Raw genomic sequence first — 17,851 nt, 5'->3', positions numbered from 1 at the left:
GAAACAATTTACACACCATGAAACACAAAGAAAATTAGTGTAATAATTAATTTCCAAGATAGGCGAAAATACTTATTTGTAAGAATTTCAAAGGATAAGGATAGTGAATAAATTCAAACAACTGATGATTGACCTTGAAACTATGGGCAACAAGCCTGATTCCGCTATCGTGGCTATTGCTGCTGTGCCGTTCGACATGGTTTCTGGGGTAACTGATGATGCACTTTTTTATGAAGTGATCGACCTTCGCAGCAGCGAAAAATACGGCGGTAGTATCGACGCTGATACGGTGCTGTGGTGGCTGGGTAAAAGTGAAAATGCCAGGGGAAAAATTACTAACGGCACAAAAATGATTGATCTGCATGCTTCACTGACTCGACTTAATTCGTTTTCCTCTGAGTTCTGTGAAGAACGTGTGCAGGTATGGGGCAACGGAAGTAATTTCGATAATGTGATCCTGCGTACTGCATACGAAAGTTGCGAAATAACTCCATTCTGGAAGCACTGGAATGACCGGGATGTGCGCACCATTGTCGAACTTGGTCGCAATGCCGGCATCAACCCGAAAAAAGATTTCCCGTTTGTTGGTGAAGCACACAATGCACTGGATGATGCATTGCACCAGGTTAATTACGTGGTCGCAATCCACCAGCATTTATTAAAGAACTTCTAATCGTATACGGCGATGTGTGGAGAGAAGATTATGCAAATGTTAACTCTGGAGGAATGGGCGGGAGAACGGTACAGAAGCCGTCCGCCTAAATTGGGGACATTGCAGCGTTATGCCCGTGGCGGCCTGTTTTTACCTCCGGCACAGAAAGAGGGTGGTATTTGGCGCGTGAGAGAAGATGCCGAGCTTGTCGGCAATTTAACATCACCGGTTACCAGTGGAAGCGATAACCCCAAACTGTTGAGGATTTTAAACGATGGCTGCCAGACCACGTAAAAACAACGTCAATATCCCGAACCTGTATCCGCTTTTCAACAGAAAAGCCAACAAGGTTTACTGGCGCTACAAACACCCCGTCACCGGGACTTTTCATGCTCTCGGTGACGATGAAAAAGAAGCAAAAGCAATCGCGGTAGAAGCCAATCTGCGGCTTGCTGAACAGCGAAGCCGTCAGGTAATGGCGATAAGTGATCGTGTTGCACGAATCAAAGGTAAGGAAATTACAGTAAGTACCTGGCTGGATAGATACCAAAAAATTCAGTCTGAACGCCTGGCCGACGGAGATATAAAGCCAAATACCTTTAAGCAAAAACAAAAACCTGTTGCTCTGATGCGTCACGCTCTGTCACAGAAATCATTACCAGCGGTCGATGCCAGAGATATTGCCGATATTCTTGAGCAATATAAAACCAGCGGACAACACAGGATGGCGCAAGTTATCAGGTCAGTACTTATCGACGTATTTAAAGAAGCGCAGCACGCCGGGGAGGTGCCGCCCGGATATAACCCTGCCCTTGCCACAAAACAGCCGCGGCGGCGGATCACCAGGCAGCGCCTTAATCTGGAAGAATGGCAGAAAATCTATGATATCGCCTGCCGGGATCACAAGTACCTCGGAAATGCCATGCTACTCGCCGTTGTTACCGGTCAGCGCCTCGGTGACATATCAGAAATGAAATTCAGTGATATATGGGATGAACACCTGCACATTTCACAGGAAAAAACCGGGGCGAAATTAGCTATTCCACTTTCTTTGCGGTGCAATGCATTAAATATCAGCCTGCGGGAAGTTATTGCCAAATGCCGGGATTTATATGTCAGTAAATATCTTATTCACTACACCAAAAGTACATCTCAATCACAACCCGGCGAACAAGTTACAGCAAACACCCTGACCACCAATTTTAAAAAAGCCAGGAATAAAGCAGATATTGACTGGGGAGAAGGAACACCGGCGACATTTCATGAAATGCGATCATTATCCGAGCGTTTATATCGGGAGCAGGGAATTAATACCAAAAACTGACTGGGCCACAAAAACCAGCAACAGACCGATAAATACCATGATGATCGCGGCAAAGATTGGATAAAAGTAGTGGTGTAAATCGTACAGATTTTGGCTGGTTTTGATAACTCGTTTTGATAAAGTTTTGATAACCGTTTCAGACTGAACAATAAAAAACGGGAACTAATAAGTTCCCGTTAACTATCTCACTGTAAACTTAATTACATGTGTTTGATGATTGCATCACCAAACTCTGAGCATTTCAGGAGCTTAGCACCTTCCATCAGGCGTTCGAAATCGTAAGTCACAGTCTTGGCAGCGATTGCCCCTTCCATTCCTTTAACGATTAAGTCAGCAGCCTCAAACCAGCCCATGTGGCGCAGCATCATCTCGGCGGAGAGGATTTCTGAGCCCGGGTTAACTTTGTCCTGACCGGCGTATTTTGGTGCCGTGCCGTGGGTGGCTTCGAACAGTGCGCATTCATCACCGATGTTGGCACCCGGTGCGATACCGATACCGCCGACCTGTGCCGCGAGGGCATCGGAGATATAGTCGCCGTTGAGGTTCATACAGGCGATAACGTCATATTCTGCCGGACGCAGCAGGATTTGTTGCAGGAACGCATCCGCGATCACGTCTTTGATAATGATCTGTTTGCCGGTTTTCGGGTTTTTCAGGCTTAACCACGGACCGCCGTCCAGTAACTCGCCGCCGAACTCTTCACGTGCCAGTTCGTATCCCCAGTCTTTGAAGGCACCTTCGGTGAACTTCATAATGTTGCCTTTATGCACCAGGGTGACGGAATCACGGTCGTTATCAATCGCGTAGTTAATCGCGGCGCGTACCAGCCGTTTTGTCCCTTCTTCGGAGCACGGTTTGATACCGATACCGCAATCCTGCGGGAAGCGGATTTTGGTCACGCCCATTTCGTCCTGCAGGAATTTAATCACTTTGTCTGCTTCCGCAGAACCGGCTTTCCACTCGATACCGGCGTAAATGTCTTCCGCATTTTCACGGAAAATCACCATATCCGTCAGTTCAGGGTGTTTTACCGGGCTTGGCGTACCGGCGTAGTAACGTACCGGGCGCAGACAAACATACAGATCCAGAATCTGGCGCAGTGCCACGTTCAGGGAGCGGATACCGCCGCCGACCGGGGTGGTCAGAGGGCCTTTGATAGCCACACGGTAGTCACGGATAAAATCAAGGGTTTCATCCGGCAGCCAGACATCACTGCCATACAGTTTTGTGGATTTCTCACCGGTGTAGATTTCCATCCAGGAGATTTCACGCTTACCGCCGTAGGCTTTTTTTACAGCGGCATCAACAACTTTAATCATTACAGGCGTGACATCAGCCCCGATTCCGTCCCCTTCAATAAACGGGATAACCGGATTGTCCGGAACGATTAATTTGCCTTGTGCGTCAATGGTAATTTTAGCGCCTTTCGCCGGAACAACTACTTTGCTTTCCATCAACCTCTCCTTAATGTTATGTAAGCGCAATGCTTTGTTAATTTTTTGTAATGGCACTGTCAATACTACTTGAATAATTGCATCACGCAAATCCTAACTGTTTTAAGCTATAATGTAAGTCTCATTTTTTATAAAAAAGATATCATGGCTGTCATACAACCCAAAATCCGCACGACCGGAAAAAAACACTCACATCCGGCAGCGCAACGCCATCTGAATAAGCCTGTCCGTAAACGCGGCCCGCGCAAAATAGTGTTGTTTAATAAGCCGTTTGATGTACTGCCTCAATTTACCGGTGAACCCGGGCAAAATACGCTGAAGGACTATATTCCGATCAACGATATTTATGCCGCCGGTCGTCTGGATCGCGACAGCGAAGGGTTATTGATCCTGACGAATGACGGTGTGTTGCAGGCCCGGCTGACACAGCCGGATCATAAAGCAGAGAAAGTGTATTACGCGCAGGTGGAAGGGATACCGGATGAGGATGCACTGAATCAGTTACGTAAAGGTATCACCCTGAATGATGGCCCGACCCGCCCGGCCGGTGCGGAAATTGTTGCTGAGCCGGCATGGCTGTGGCCGCGTAATCCGCCTATCCGTGAACGTAAATCCATCCCTGTAACCTGGCTGAAACTGACACTCAGAGAAGGCCGTAACCGCCAGGTGCGACGGATGACCGCACATATCGGACATCCGACCCTGCGACTTATCCGCTGGCAGATCGGCGATTACACCCTGGACGCACTGAAACCCGGTGACTGGAGAAGTATTAATGACATTTAAGCCCCATATTACCGTGGCCTGCCTGGTCAGCGCCGGTGAAAAATTTCTGGTAGTGGAAGAAACCGTTAACGGCAACGCCACCTGGAACCAGCCTGCCGGACATCTGGAAGCCGGAGAATCCCTGATTGCCGCCGCAGAGCGCGAGCTGTATGAAGAAACCGGGATCCGTGCCACCCCCGATGCCCTGCTGAAAATCCATCAGTGGGTCGCACCGGACGGTACGCCGTTTATCCGTTTTCTGTTCCGTGTGCTGCTGGAGAGTGAATGTGAAACACACCCGCAGGACAGCGATATCGACTGCTGCCACTGGGTCAGTGCGGATGAAATTATTCACAGCCCGATTCTGCGCTCCCCGCTGGTGAAAGAGAGTATGTTCGCCTGGTTTGCCGCCGAACCGCTGCCGCTTTCGCTGCTGGGAACGTTCGGCGACGGATTCGGGGAACCGGTCACACCGTAATACTTTGCGAAAAAAGTGCCGGACCCGCACCTGAGTGATGCACCGCTGTGCGTATCATGGTAAAGTACGGCGCTTGTTTTTTTCCCCGGTTCTTCTTCGCACCACAATTTGCGGAGCAGACCGAATCGCCGCGAGATCAGCCATGTCAGATAACAGCCAGAAAAAAGTCATCGTCGGAATGTCCGGCGGTGTGGATTCCTCCGTTTCAGCCTATTTACTGCAACAGCAGGGTTATCAGGTGACCGGGCTGTTTATGAAGAACTGGGAAGAGGACGATGATACCGAATACTGTTCCGCCGCTGCCGATCTGGCGGATGCGCAGGCGGTCTGCGATAAACTCGGCATTGAACTGCTGACCATCAACTTCGCGGCGGAATACTGGGACAATGTGTTCGAACATTTCCTGGAAGAATATAAAGCAGGACGCACACCGAACCCGGATATTCTGTGCAATAAAGAAATCAAATTCAAAGCCTTCCTGGAATACGCCGCAGAAGATCTCGGGGCGGATTATATCGCCACCGGTCATTATGTGCGCCGCCGTGATATCAACGGTACCACGCAGTTACTGCGCGGCCTGGACAGCAATAAAGATCAGAGCTATTTCCTGTATACACTGAGTCACGACCAGGTGGCACAGAGCCTGTTCCCGGTCGGGGAACTGGAAAAACCGGAAGTCCGCCGCATTGCGGAACAATTAGGGCTTATCACTGCAAAGAAAAAAGACTCCACTGGGATCTGCTTTATCGGTGAGCGCAAATTCCGTGATTTCCTCGCCCGTTATCTGCCCGCCAAACCGGGCCCGATTATGACCGTTGATGGTCAGGAAATCGGTCAGCATGACGGACTGATGTATCATACTCTCGGCCAGCGCAAAGGGCTGAAAATCGGCGGAACCCGTGAAGGTTCAGACGAGCCGTGGTATGTTGTCGATAAAGATGTTGAAAACAATATTCTGATTGTCGCACAGGGCCATGAACACCCGCGTCTGATGTCTGCCGGACTTATCGCGCAGCAGCTGGACTGGGTATCACGGGAGCCGCTGACCCAACCGCTGCGCTGTGTGGTGAAAACCCGTTACCGTCAGGAAGATATCTCCTGCACTGTCACCCCGCTCGGCGATGATAAAATCAGTGTCCGGTTTGATAACCCGGTTGCTGCGGTCACGCCGGGTCAGTCCGCTGTCTTTTATCAGGATGAAGTCTGCCTGGGCGGCGGGGTTATTGAAGCGCGTATTACGGAGTGATTATGGCTAAAAATTACGAAGACATAACCCTCGCTCTGGCCGGTATCTGCCAGGCCGCGCGCCTGGTGCAGCAGCTGGCGCATGAAGGTCAGACCAATAATGATGCGGTTGATGTGATGATTCGCAGTATCACCAATAATAACCCGTCCTCCGTCCTGAATGTCTACGGCGACAATGTGCAGAATCTGCATACCGGCCTGTCTGCATTTGCCGGTATGTTCAATATGTCCGGTTATCAGGGACTGAATACCGAGCTGACCCGCTATATAGGGCGATTGATGCAGCTGGAGCGCCGCCTGGATAAACAGCCGGGAGCAATGGATGAACTCGGCCGCCGTATTGATAACCTTGAACACCAGCGCGACCATTTCGGTTTGTCGCAGGAAGCGATGCTGAATACTATCGCCGGGATCTATGTGGACAATATCAGCGGCCTCGGCCCGCGCATCCAGGTAACCGGCTCGCCGGAGATCCTGCGTAATACCCTGATTCAGGCTAAAGTCCGCTCGCTGTTACTGAGCGGGATCCGCAGCACTGTGCTCTGGCGCCAGGTCGGCGGCAACCGTTTACAGCTAATGTTTTCCCGCTCACGCCTGGTGGACACCGCTAAATACCTTCTCGCTCAACACTAAAATTACCGGGAGTTGCAACCAATGGAATTATCCTCACTTACCGCCGTTTCCCCTGTCGATGGCCGTTATGGTGACAAAACACGCGCACTGCGCGATATTTTCAGTGAATACGGTTTACTGAAATTCCGTGTACAGGTCGAAGTGCGTTGGTTACAAAAACTGGCGGCATGTGCAGACATCCCCGAAGTGCCAGCTTTTGATGATGACGCAATCGCTTACCTGGATGCAATTGTCGCGAATTTCGGCGAAAAAGACGCAATGCGGATCAAGGAAATTGAGCGCACCACCAACCACGACGTGAAAGCGGTGGAATATTTTCTCAAAGAAAAAGCCGAAGCGGTACCTGCCCTGCACGCCGTATCTGAATTTATCCATTTCGCCTGCACATCCGAAGATATCAATAACCTTTCTCATGCCCTGATGCTCAGCACCGCCCGCGACACCGTGCTGCTGCCGGCATGGCGTCAGATGATTGATACTGTCCGCGCCATGGCAGCGGATTACCGCGACCTGCCGCTGCTCTCCCGCACCCACGGGCAGCCTGCGACCCCGAGCACCGTCGGTAAAGAGTTTGCTAACGTGGCTTACCGGATGGAGCGCCAGTACCGTCAGTTACAACAGACCGAAATCCTCGGCAAAATCAACGGCGCGGTCGGAAACTATAACGCACACTTATCTGCCTATCCGGAGATTGACTGGCACACATTCAGCGAAACGTTTGTCACCTCGCTGGGTATTCAGTGGAACCCGTACACCACGCAGATTGAGCCGCACGATTATATCGCCGAATTTTTTGACTGCGTGGCGCGTTTTAACACCATTCTGATCGATTTCGACCGTGATATCTGGGGTTACATTGCCCTGAATCACTTTAAACAGAAAACCATTGCCGGTGAAATCGGTTCATCCACCATGCCGCATAAAGTCAACCCGATTGATTTTGAAAACTCAGAAGGTAACCTGGGACTGGCTAATGCAGTGCTCGGTCACCTGGCAACCAAACTGCCGGTATCCCGCTGGCAGCGCGATCTGACCGACTCCACCGTGCTGCGTAATCTGGGTGTGGGGATCGGTTACTCGCTGATCGCTTATCAGTCCACACAAAAAGGTCTGAGCAAGCTGGAAGTGAACGAAAAACACCTGCGTGACGAGCTGGATCAGAACTGGGAAGTGCTGGCAGAGCCGATTCAGACGGTCATGCGCCGCTACGGTATCGAAAAACCGTATGAAAAACTCAAAGAGCTGACCCGCGGCAAACGTGTTGATGCTCAGGCTATGCAGGTCTTTATCGACGGACTGGATCTGCCTGACGCAGAAAAAGCCCGTCTGAAAACCCTGACCCCGGAAAACTATCTCGGGGATGCCATTCGTCTGGCAGACGAGTTGTAATTATTAACTCACTGATAATTAAATTACACAGAGGCAGAGAATATCTGCCTCTTTTTTATGATTAAACGCATATCCGGCGTATTATTTGGCGTACAAGTTCCCCATCCTTCATGTAAACTGTTACAATTCACATCGTTTTCTGTTCAGATATCTGTCTTTGTAAGGAATTGTGTATGCGTGTGCTCATCGTGGAAGATAACAACTTACTCCGCCACCATCTGACGGTTCAGATCCGCGACCTCGGCCACCAGGTTGATGCGGCAGAAGATTCAAAAGAAGCAGATTATTTTCTTCAGGAAAGTCAGCCGGATATCGCGGTGGTTGATCTCGGTCTGCCCGGCGAGGACGGTATGGTGATGATTGCCCGCTGGCGTCAGCAACAGGTCAAAATCCCGATTATGGTACTGACCGCCCGGGAAAGCTGGCAGGAAAAAGTCGCCGCGCTCAATGCCGGGGCGGATGATTATGTTACCAAACCTTTCCAGCTGGAAGAGATTGTCGCCCGTATGCAGGCACTGATGCGCCGTAACAGCGGCCTTGCCTCCCAGACGCTGGAACTGGGTATTTTTATGATCGATCTTTCCCGCAAAGAGTTCCTTGTTGACGGTAACGCCGTCAAACTGACTGCATTTGAATACACGATTATTGAAACACTGATGCGGAATAATGGTAAAGTCGTCAGTAAAGACTCCCTGATGCGCCAGCTCTATCCGGATGCCGAACTGCGTGAAAGTCACACCATCGATGTACTGATGGGGCGTCTGCGCAAAAAAATTCAGACATTTACCGATATTGACGCCATCGTCACTGTCCGCGGACAGGGCTACCGTTTCGACGCCGGGAAGTAACAGACGCCACTTAAGCCACTGAGGTATTGCGCATGACCAGGCGGACAACGCGCCCTTTCTCTCTGCGGACCCGGTTTTTACTGGCAACCTTTGCCGTGATCCTCGCCATGACACTCTCTTACGGTGCGGTGGCGCTGGTCGGTTACCTGGTCAGTTTTGATAAAACCACCTACACTATGTTGCGCAGCCAGAGCAATCTGTTTTACAGCCTGTCGCAGTGGGATAACGGTAAACTTAATATCCGCTTTCCGCCGAATTTCTCCCTCAATGCCCCATCCGTGGTGCTGATTTATGATGACAATCAGAATCTGCTCTGGCGGCAGTATCATATTGACGCGCTGGAGAGAGCGATTCCGGCCAAATGGCTGACCAAAGAGGGGTTGTATGATCTGAATACCTCGCTGGAAGCCACCAAATCCCTGCTGGTCAATACCCCGCTTTTTGCCACGGAAGATATCCGGATTAATGACCTCGATGATGATCACGACGGGCGGATGATCCACTCCGTGTCTGTCAGCCGTTACGGCAAAACCGATACTCTGCCGCCGCTGACGATTGTTGTGGTGGATACCATCCCGCAGAATCTGCAGAAAACGTTCCGTGTCTGGGAATGGTTCGGCTATGTGGTGCTGGCTAACCTGTTTCTCCTCACACCGCTGATCTGGCTGGCAGCACACTGGAGCCTGCGACCGATTAATGCCCTCAGCGGGCAGATCAGCGCCCTTGAAAAAGGCGAGCGCGAAGATCTGGATCAAACCCCGCCCAGTGAACTGCGCGGGCTGGTGCGTAACCTGAACCTGCTGCTGCACAGTGAGCGGGAGCGCTATACCCGCTATCAGCGCACGCTTTCGGATCTGACTCACAGCCTGAAAACCCCGCTGGCGGTGCTGCAAAGCACCCTGCGCTCACTGCGCGGCGGCAAAGATATGACCATTGAAACCGCCGAACCGGTCATGCTTGAGCAGATCGGACGGATCTCTCAGCAGGTCGGTTATTATCTGCACCGCGCCAGTATCGGCGGTGACAATACCGTGCTGATGCGGGACATTTCTTCTGTTCCGGCGTTGATTGACAGCCTCGCCAGCGCACTGTCCAAAGTATATCAGCGCAAAGGCGTGGATATAACTGTCGATATTCCGCCGGATATCACCTGGCTGGGGCAGCAGAATGACTTTATGGAAGTCATGGGCAATATCATGGAAAACGCCTGCAAATACTGTCTGGAATTTGTCGAGGTGACGGCACAGTGGCAGCATGATGCCGTTATCCTGATTGTCGATGATGATGGTCCCGGTGTGCCGGAAGAGAAACGTGAACTGATTTTCAGCCGCGGTCAGCGGGTTGACACCCTGCAGCCGGGTCAGGGGCTGGGGCTGGCGATTGTCACCGATATTCTGGAGCAGTATGACGGCGGTGCGGTTGTCACCGAAAGCCCGCTGGGCGGTGCCCGTATTACCGTGACCTTCCGGCGGCAGACTGTTCACAACGAAGACAGCGACTGATAGCCAGTCTGTTATTGCCGGAACTGTGTGAATATATGCATGAATACAAGAGGCCTTTTTCCGTTATACTCCTTTCATCTGCCTGATCACGGCGTTTATTGAGGACGAATACATGGATTATGAACTGAATTTAGACTGGCAGACCTTTATGGAAAGCCACTGGCAAAAACGTCCGTTACTGATCAAAGGTGGTTTCCGCAATTTCCGCGACACCATTTCCCCGGATGAACTGGCGGGGCTGGCAATGGAAGATGAAGTTGACAGCCGCATCGTCACCCGTTTCAACGGGAAGTGGGATGTGCGCCACGGGCCGTTTCAGGAATTTGACGGGCTGGGAGAGAAAGACTGGTCTATCCTGGTTCAGGCCGTTGATCACTGGCATTTTCCGTCCGCTGCACTGATGAAGCCGTTCCGCTGCCTGTCTGACTGGCGGATGGACGACCTGATGATTTCCTATTCTGTACCGGGTGGTGGTGTGGGTCCGCATCTGGATCAGTATGATGTGTTCATTATTCAGGGCCAGGGCCGCCGCCGCTGGCGTGTCGGGGAAAAAATCCCGATGAAACAGCACGCGCCGCATCCTGATCTGTTACAGGTGGATCCGTTTGATGCCATTATTGATGATGAAATGGTGCCGGGCGATATCCTCTATATTCCGCCGGGATTCCCGCACGAAGGCTATGCCATTGAGGAATCACTGAACTATTCTGTCGGTTTCCGCGCCCCGAACGCCCGCGAATTGTTCAGCGGTTTTGCCGATTATGTGATTGCCAATGAACTCGGCAGTTACCGCTACAGCGATCCGGATCTGGCGTTCCGTGATAACCCGGCGCTGATCCAGCAGGGTGAACTGACCAAGCTGCACGGTATGATGCAGGATCTGCTCGACCAGCCGGATGTGTTCCGCAAATGGTTCGGTGAATTTATTTCCCAGTCCCGTCACGAGCTGGATCTGGCACCACCGGAACCGGCGTACAGCCCGGATGAAATACAGGAACTGCTGTCTCAGGGAGAATCCCTGTTTCGCCTGAATGGTCTGCGGGTGCTGCGTGTCGGTGATACCTGTTTCGTTAACGGCGAAGCCCTGAAAACCCCGCATATCGAAGCGGCGGACGTGCTCTGCCAGTATGATGAAATCAACGCCGCTATGCTGGGGGATGCCTTCAGTGATCCGGAATTTGTGACGCTGCTGACTGTCCTGGTCAATAACGGTTACTGGTATTTTGATGATTAATCCACCATAAAATAGCATTCATCATTCAGATAGAAACGCCGCGTCATCACGCGGCGTTTTTTACTGGTAACGAATGGTGTAATTCAGGATCGTTTCCGCTGTGCCCGGTTCAATACTGTCCCTTGTTTGTACAAAAGCAGCCTGTAACCGCAATACAGCACGCTGAGTGGTGACTTCATCAAATGAAAGTGCTTCCCCGAAGGTGACCGGTCTGCCGTTATGGGTCAGCCGGATCCCCGCACCGGACGCACTGCCGTTTCCCCGCGTCAGCTTCAGCGTTCCGGGGCTGTTTTTTGCCGTGAATGCACTGCCCGATAGCCGGATATCCGCCTGCGTCAGAGAGTTGCATTGCAGTGCGATAGTCAGGTTGCGGATACTTCCCGGTGCAACAGATCCTTTACCGCTGAAATCCGTCCGTGATACCGACCCTAAATCCACCTCGGTGTCTGTCTGCGGATCAAGATCACAGGAATTCTGCCGGACCGCAAATCCGCCCAGATGCAACCCCGATTCAACAATCTGATACCGTTCCCACGGCCACTGTCCGTCAACACGCATTGAGAGCTGCCCCAGATAGCCGCCGGGATGATGTGCCGTTATTTGCGGTTTCAGCTTATAAAGAGTGACCATAACCCGCACCCGGTATGACTGAGACGGCTTCATCCCGCTGCTGATCGTACACAACCGTTTATTGGCACTATTGTTGTCCGGTGAGTCACGGCCATCCACATAACGTGACGACTTCATACATTCCGGATGCTCCGCCACCGCCCCCAGGCTGTAACCAATACCACCGGGAAGTTCATAGATTGTTTGCCCTGAGGCATGCTGTATTTTATTACCCGGCATGCCGCCCACCAGCACAAATTCAATCGTTTTACCCGGTTCAATCCGGCACTGATAGACATCAATACTGTCAGACAATATTGTCTCCCCGATCACGCCGCCGACCGGCACATGATGTGCTGCGCTGATAACCCCGCCGGGAATACGGAGTGTGGTTTCCGGTGTCATTAATGTACAATTTTCCTCTGCGGTGGCAGACAAGCTCAGTCCGGTTGTCAGCCACAGAAAAAGCCCGGCACGGCATAATGTGTTGATCTGAATAAACATGGTCACTCCTTTACTGACACACCAGCGGGAAAGTGATTAATCCCTGCTGTTCCGGCGGGATTAAAAAATCCGCTTCACACTGTTCCTGCGCCTCTTTTCCCCAGACCGCCTGCAAACGCCCTTGTGCCGGTAATCCGCTGAGATACACCTCCCCGTCTTCACCGGTAATACCGCTGACGCTGCCGCCGCCTGCTTTTCTGATTTTGACACGGGCAGCGAACGGCACGACACCCTGCGGGGTTCTCAATGCAAAAATGGCACGGAAACCGCTGTTCACCGCAAAACGGACAGACACCACGGCACCTTTTGACGGGATCACCTGCACAACCGGATCATCCGCATCCGTATTATCCGGCAGGGTTTCCGGGTCGATACGGACAACACTCCGGTGATAATGACTCAGTTGCGGAATCACACTGAATCCGGCGCTGTCTGTCTGTGCGGCGATCCGGGATGCCATGGTGATCCCCCCGGTACCGCCGGTATCAGCCAGTCCGCTGGTTTCCCCTAACGGACGTGACAGCGTGATGCCGCTTTCATGAATAATCAGCCCGCCCTGAATATCCCCGCTCAGCATGTTTTGATCATGGCTGTGGTTAATTCTGCCGCGGATATCAGCCAGATCATGTCGCCAGCGCAGTTCTGCCCCCCGGTCATGTACCGTGTTTTGCTGCTGATAACGGTGCGTGATTGCGTATCCGAGGCGCTGCTCTTCACCCAGTGATCCGCTGACAGATGTCTGCAGAGAGGATTGTCCGGCCCGCTGGTGGTAGTGAAAATGACTGCGCGCCTGCTGACCGGCAAAATCCAGCGGTACTGACAGCGAAAAAGAGACCCGTTTATCGGCTTTCCGGTAATGACCTCCGGTGCGGTACTGTGCATTCACACCATAATGTATCCGTCCGGCCCGGCTGAAATAGCCGGTATCACGGCTGATCAGTCTCCTGTCGCCGTACCCCTCATGTCCGGTACGGTGATAATGATATCCTGCCGATACCACACCGTTATCTCCGGGTAACGGCTGTGTCAGCCGGGTCTGCCATTGCCGGGAGCGCTGTTCATGACTGGCACCGGTATGCAGCAGTGTGCCGGTCAGCGGAAAAAATTTCTGATAATTTAACCGGTAACGCGGATAGTGTTGTGCTGTTGTGTGGCGCATCAGAACATCGGCGGAAACCCCGCCTGCCGCCCCCATATTAACACCGGCACCCGCCCCGCTGCTCAGGGCATGCTGTGCCGCATAACCGCCGCCGTACAGCGTCAGGACAGAGTTAATGCCGTATGCCGCCGTACTTTTCACAAACAGGTCTTTGTTATTATTTCTGTTCCCGCTGTATCTTCCTGCATCCAGCGTGTAGCTGAGCCTGCCTTCCCGTTGCATGACAGGGACTGCAGCTCCGTGCTGTGTAAAATGCTGCACAGTACCATCTGCTTCCTCAAGGGTGATATCCAGCACCGAGCCCTGAAAAGTGCTGTTCAGATCATCAATCACAAATTCACCGGCTGGTAATGTTTCACGGCGGATAACCATGCCCTGCTGCCTGATGGTCAGTTCCGCACTCTGCCCGGCGATACCGCGGATAACCGGCGCATACCCCTGCTGATTCAGCGGATACATATCCCCTTGTGAAGCCAGCCGGATCCCCCTGAATGCGCGGCTGTCAAACAACACATCACCGCTAAACAGTTCCCCCAGCTGTAACTCACTGCGCAGAGGCGCAATAGCGCGGTACATCCACAGCCGTTCTGATTGCCATGCCATTTTTTCATCACGGTATTCTGCTCTGCTGTGATGGCGAAGCCGCCAGAATCCGGCATTAAAACCACTTTGCAGTAACAGGGTATGTCCGGTGTGATCACTGAACCGGCTGTTTTGCCGGGAAAAGCGGTAATCATAGTTGAGTATAAACGCGGTAATCCCGGGTTCCCATAATGAAGCATCCGCAGCCTGTTGTTCATCTGTCAGAAAAAACCGCTGGGGGATCGTAATATCCAGAATCTGTTGTGCTGCATCAAAATTCAGCACAACCCCGCTGACCAGCCCGGCAATATCCTCAACCGGTGCCGTGTTTTCCGTTTCAGCAAATGCCGGCGATGCATCAGGCCGTAGTCCCCAGGTCAGCCATTGCTTTCGGGTGACTTGCGGCAGCAACTTTTTGTGTTGCGGGTGATAATGAAATTCCAGCCAGCCGCTGCTTACCCTCCGCTGATTAACCCTGACTGTCACAAAATAGCGCCCTTCTTCCTGAAACTGCCGTTCACGCAGATACTGAAACTGCGCGGGATCCAACACCGTGTTATCCCCGTTCAGACTCAATGCCGCCGGATTAAAATACGGTGCCGCCGGGGTCTTTCCGGAGAAAAAAAACGGAAGCAGCATCAGAAGAAAAAAATAAGCTATTCTTAATTGCATAGTATTATTATTTTTTAAACGTCACCGCTCTGGAAATAATCCCACCAAAATCAGAAATATAGCTGGCTGTGATCGTGTCATTGGAATGAATCGCTGTCAGCGGCACAGTTAATGATTCAAATGGAATAATCATGTCCGAAACAGTGTATTCTTTATCATTAACGGTAAGATGTCTGACAGTAATATGGAAAGGGGTATTATTAATTATGTTGATTTTATTTCCTTTTTTCTCATATCTCAAGTCATTATAATCAGGCTCAGTTAATCCCGCCGGACGATAAAAGAATTTAAATTTTGAATTGATAACAACCTGAAGTTTATTTTTTCTGTATTCTTGTGTTTCCGGAATCCCGCGGATATTCAGCCAGAGTAATGTTTCTCTGTCTTCCGGAAAGGCGGATTGTTTCAGCATAACACGCAGGATACCTTTTTTCCCCGCATCCAGCTGAAAAAGAACCGGGGTAAGAATGAAATCCTTACTCTTTGTAATGCCATCCGCTTTTTCAATCCAGCCCTGAATTAAGTAAGCTGTTTTTTTATCGGTATTATCAACAGGAACCGCGATCATGTTTTTATCCTGCGGATAAATAAACCGGGTTCCGCCAACGACGACCGCAGCGGTTGCCTGGCTTATTGCAAGGTATATAAGAATAAAAAAAGTGAAATAGTTTTTCATGGTGCGCGTTATCCGTGGCGGCAATAATCATTGCCGCCGGTATCAACTGTTACTGGTAAGAAACGGTGTAATTAATGGTAGCATTGCCTTTTCCCGGGGTTGCCAGGCCAGTCGCCTGGTAGGCTGCGCTATAGGTCAGTGTGTAATCACGGGAATCATTTTTCAGCGTAATATTGCGATCGCCACCCGCAGGGCTCATCAAATGATTACCGGTACCGGCAATATCGGTAATCACGATACCGACATTACCGGCATTCTTCTCACCGGCATCCAGTGCGAATAATGCAGCATTATCTTTATGCGCTGTACCACTCATTTGGATTTTTAACAATGCCATGGATAATGAACAGTCTGTCACAACAATATCAAACTGTTCTGCCGGTGTTCTGTCATCTCTGTTTTTCAGCAACTTTGCTGAATGGGTACCGAGGTCAACCTCTATATTCTTTTGAGCGATATCACAACTTGAATCTGTAATTTCACCTTTAAATACAATATTGCCATTAATCTCAATAGGATCTTCAGAAGGCTGTTCACCCAGAATTCCATCATCATCTGCAGCGAATGAATTAACTGACAGTAAAAACAGAGAAGAAATTAACAATCTATTTTTAAAACAAGACATAAATAATTACCTTTAAAGTATATCCATTATATATAATTTTAATGACATGAATTATCTGATTAAAACTATCTGTACCAGAATCTGACAGGCGTAAAAACATATCAGCAACAGTTAAACAAATATAAAACAAAAATCAAATAATGAAGAATAAAAAATATCACATCACCGTAAAGGATTTTACTGTTTTATGAGACTGTTTTATTTAATAAAAAAGCCACCTTTTATTCAGGTGGCTTATTGATATTTAATTAATATGCGAATTATTTATTTCTTCATATCCAATGCGGTTAATTCTGCAATCCGCATAATCACAGAAACAGCCTGCTCCATGCCTTCCAGCGAAATAAACTCGTGTTTACTGTGGAAGTTATAGCCGCCGGTAAACAGGTTCGGGCACGGCAGACCGCGATAAGAAAGTTGTGCGCCGTCAGTACCGCCGCGGATAGGTTTGATATCCGGCTCAATATCGCAGTCGATCATTGCCTGTTTGGCCAGTTCAATCACATGCGGGTGTTTCACCACATGGTCACGCATATTGTAATAGCTGTCATCGATCGTCAGCTCGATATAGCAGTCCGGATGCAGACCTTTACCGACTTTTTCGGCAATCGCGATCATGTTACTTTTGCGTTTTTCAAAGCTGTTACGGTCAAAATCACGGATGATATAGTGCATTTCCGCGCGTTCAACGGTGCCTTTGATGCTTTGCAGATGATAGAACCCCTCATACCCTTCGGTATTCTCCGGGGTTTCTTCCGGCGGTAATTCGCTGTGGATGCGGGTTGCCAGCGACAGTGCATTCACCATCACGCCTTTGGCACTGCCCGGATGCACATTATTGCCCTCGATGCGGATGGCAACCGCCGCCGCGTTGAAGTTTTCATATTCCAGCTCACCGACACCACCGCCATCAACGGTATAAGCCCACTGTGCGCCGAATTTTTTCAGATCCACATACTGCGCACCACGGCCGATTTCTTCATCCGGCGTGAAGGCAATGCGGATATCGCCGTGCGGAATATCGCTGTTTTTCAGGCGCACCATCGCGGTGATGATTTCCGCAATACCGGCTTTATCATCCGCACCCAGCAGGGTTTTACCGTCGGTCATAATCAGGGTTTTACCCAGCATGGTGTGCAGCACCGGGAACATGACCGGCGACAGTACTTCGTCACCGATGCCGAGTGCAATATCACCACCACGGTAATTTTCCAGAACCTGAGGATTCACATTACGCCCGGAGAAATCCGGAGAGGTATCAAGGTGAGAAATAAAACCGATAACCGGCACCGGCCAGTCAACATTCGCCGGTAACGTTGCCATCACGCAGCCGTTATCATCCAGCGAGACATCTGATAACCCCAGCGTTTTCAGCTCTTTTTCCAGAGCACGCGCCAGCCTTAGCTGACCGTCGCTGCTTGGTGTCAGCTTGGCTGACGGCTTCGACTGCGTGTCAAAAGAGACATAACCGAAAAAGCGCTCTAATAACTTATCCATGTG

The 17,851-nt window shown here is 50.7% G+C and carries 16 protein-coding genes and 1 pseudogene; 11 read left to right on the top strand and 6 right to left on the bottom strand.

Annotation, left to right across the window (positions count from 1 at the left end):
- Window positions 1–103: 103 nt before the first annotated feature.
- The 3 genes and pseudogenes from N7387_RS09780 (at window position 104) to N7387_RS09770 (ending at window position 2,054) form a co-directional block, all read left to right on the top strand.
- Window positions 104–673 carry a 3'-5' exoribonuclease gene (locus tag N7387_RS09780; protein WP_279798560.1) on the top strand — a complete coding sequence of 190 codons (570 nt, stop codon included), beginning with the start codon at window positions 104–106 and terminating at the stop codon, window positions 671–673.
- A gap of 27 nt (window positions 674–700) precedes the next feature.
- Window positions 701–946 (top strand): excisionase, encoded by a 246-nt coding sequence (locus tag N7387_RS09775; protein WP_262864832.1) that lies wholly within the window; start codon window positions 701–703, stop codon window positions 944–946.
- Window positions 927–2,054 (top strand): annotated as a pseudogene (locus tag N7387_RS09770) (site-specific integrase). Before N7387_RS09775 ends, N7387_RS09770 begins: the two are co-directional and overlap by 20 nt.
- A gap of 122 nt (window positions 2,055–2,176) precedes the next feature.
- On the opposite strand, the gene icd reads toward N7387_RS09770, so the two are convergent.
- On the bottom strand, window positions 2,177–3,430 hold the full coding sequence (gene icd, locus N7387_RS09765; protein ID WP_025154485.1) for an NADP-dependent isocitrate dehydrogenase: 1,254 nt from the start codon (window positions 3,428–3,430) through the stop codon (window positions 2,177–2,179).
- A 144-nt stretch (window positions 3,431–3,574) separates the two neighbouring features.
- Here icd and rluE point away from each other — a divergent pair, with 144 nt between their 5' ends.
- The 8 genes from rluE (at window position 3,575) to N7387_RS09725 (ending at window position 11,524) form a co-directional block, all read left to right on the top strand.
- Window positions 3,575–4,216, top strand: coding sequence for a 23S rRNA pseudouridine(2457) synthase RluE (rluE, locus tag N7387_RS09760; protein WP_262882424.1), 642 nt, complete (start codon window positions 3,575–3,577; stop codon window positions 4,214–4,216).
- Entirely contained in the window at window positions 4,206–4,673 is a 468-nt protein-coding gene (locus N7387_RS09755) for an NUDIX domain-containing protein (RefSeq protein ID WP_279798557.1), read from the top strand. Before rluE ends, N7387_RS09755 begins: the two co-directional genes overlap by 11 nt.
- Before the next feature lie 142 nt (window positions 4,674–4,815).
- A complete protein-coding gene (gene mnmA, locus N7387_RS09750; RefSeq protein ID WP_279798554.1) occupies window positions 4,816–5,919 on the top strand; it encodes a tRNA 2-thiouridine(34) synthase MnmA in 1,104 nt (367 codons plus the stop codon).
- A 2-nt stretch (window positions 5,920–5,921) separates the two neighbouring features.
- Window positions 5,922–6,551, top strand: coding sequence for a high frequency lysogenization protein HflD (hflD, locus tag N7387_RS09745; protein WP_262861625.1), 630 nt, complete (start codon window positions 5,922–5,924; stop codon window positions 6,549–6,551).
- Between the two features lie 21 nt (window positions 6,552–6,572).
- Window positions 6,573–7,940 carry an adenylosuccinate lyase gene (gene purB / locus N7387_RS09740; RefSeq protein WP_279798552.1) on the top strand — a complete coding sequence of 456 codons (1,368 nt, stop codon included), beginning with the start codon at window positions 6,573–6,575 and terminating at the stop codon, window positions 7,938–7,940.
- Between the two features lie 173 nt (window positions 7,941–8,113).
- Window positions 8,114–8,788 carry a two-component system response regulator PhoP gene (phoP, locus tag N7387_RS09735; protein ID WP_262861627.1) on the top strand — a complete coding sequence of 225 codons (675 nt, stop codon included), beginning with the start codon at window positions 8,114–8,116 and terminating at the stop codon, window positions 8,786–8,788.
- Between the two features lie 32 nt (window positions 8,789–8,820).
- Window positions 8,821–10,290 (top strand): two-component system sensor histidine kinase PhoQ, encoded by a 1,470-nt coding sequence (gene phoQ / locus N7387_RS09730; RefSeq protein ID WP_279798549.1) that lies wholly within the window; start codon window positions 8,821–8,823, stop codon window positions 10,288–10,290.
- Between the two features lie 112 nt (window positions 10,291–10,402).
- Window positions 10,403–11,524, top strand: a complete 1,122-nt coding sequence (locus N7387_RS09725; protein ID WP_279798547.1) for a cupin domain-containing protein — start codon at window positions 10,403–10,405, stop codon at window positions 11,522–11,524.
- A gap of 60 nt (window positions 11,525–11,584) precedes the next feature.
- Here N7387_RS09725 and N7387_RS09720 read toward each other — a convergent pair whose 3' ends face one another.
- The 5 genes from N7387_RS09720 to pepT form a co-directional block, all read right to left on the bottom strand.
- Window positions 11,585–12,637 (bottom strand): fimbrial protein, encoded by a 1,053-nt coding sequence (locus N7387_RS09720; protein ID WP_279798546.1) that lies wholly within the window; start codon window positions 12,635–12,637, stop codon window positions 11,585–11,587.
- A gap of 10 nt (window positions 12,638–12,647) precedes the next feature.
- Entirely contained in the window at window positions 12,648–15,050 is a 2,403-nt protein-coding gene (locus N7387_RS09715) for a fimbrial biogenesis outer membrane usher protein (RefSeq protein ID WP_279798544.1), read from the bottom strand.
- 7 nt (window positions 15,051–15,057) lie between these two features.
- On the bottom strand, window positions 15,058–15,726 hold the full coding sequence (locus tag N7387_RS09710) for a molecular chaperone (protein WP_279798542.1): 669 nt from the start codon (window positions 15,724–15,726) through the stop codon (window positions 15,058–15,060).
- A 49-nt stretch (window positions 15,727–15,775) separates the two neighbouring features.
- Window positions 15,776–16,351: a fimbrial protein gene (locus N7387_RS09705; protein WP_279798537.1), complete on the bottom strand. Its 576-nt coding sequence runs from the start codon at window positions 16,349–16,351 to the stop codon at window positions 15,776–15,778.
- 264 nt (window positions 16,352–16,615) lie between these two features.
- Window positions 16,616–17,848, bottom strand: a complete 1,233-nt coding sequence (pepT, locus tag N7387_RS09700) for a peptidase T (RefSeq protein WP_262862104.1) — start codon at window positions 17,846–17,848, stop codon at window positions 16,616–16,618.
- Between the last annotated feature and the right edge of the window lie 3 nt (window positions 17,849–17,851).

It is taken from the genome of Morganella sp. GD04133 (genome assembly GCF_029835375.1).
Taxonomy (GTDB): domain Bacteria; phylum Pseudomonadota; class Gammaproteobacteria; order Enterobacterales; family Enterobacteriaceae; genus Morganella; species Morganella morganii_B.
The sequence above is the reverse complement of the archived record's forward strand: the minus strand, read 5'-3'. Positions and strand labels throughout refer to the sequence as shown.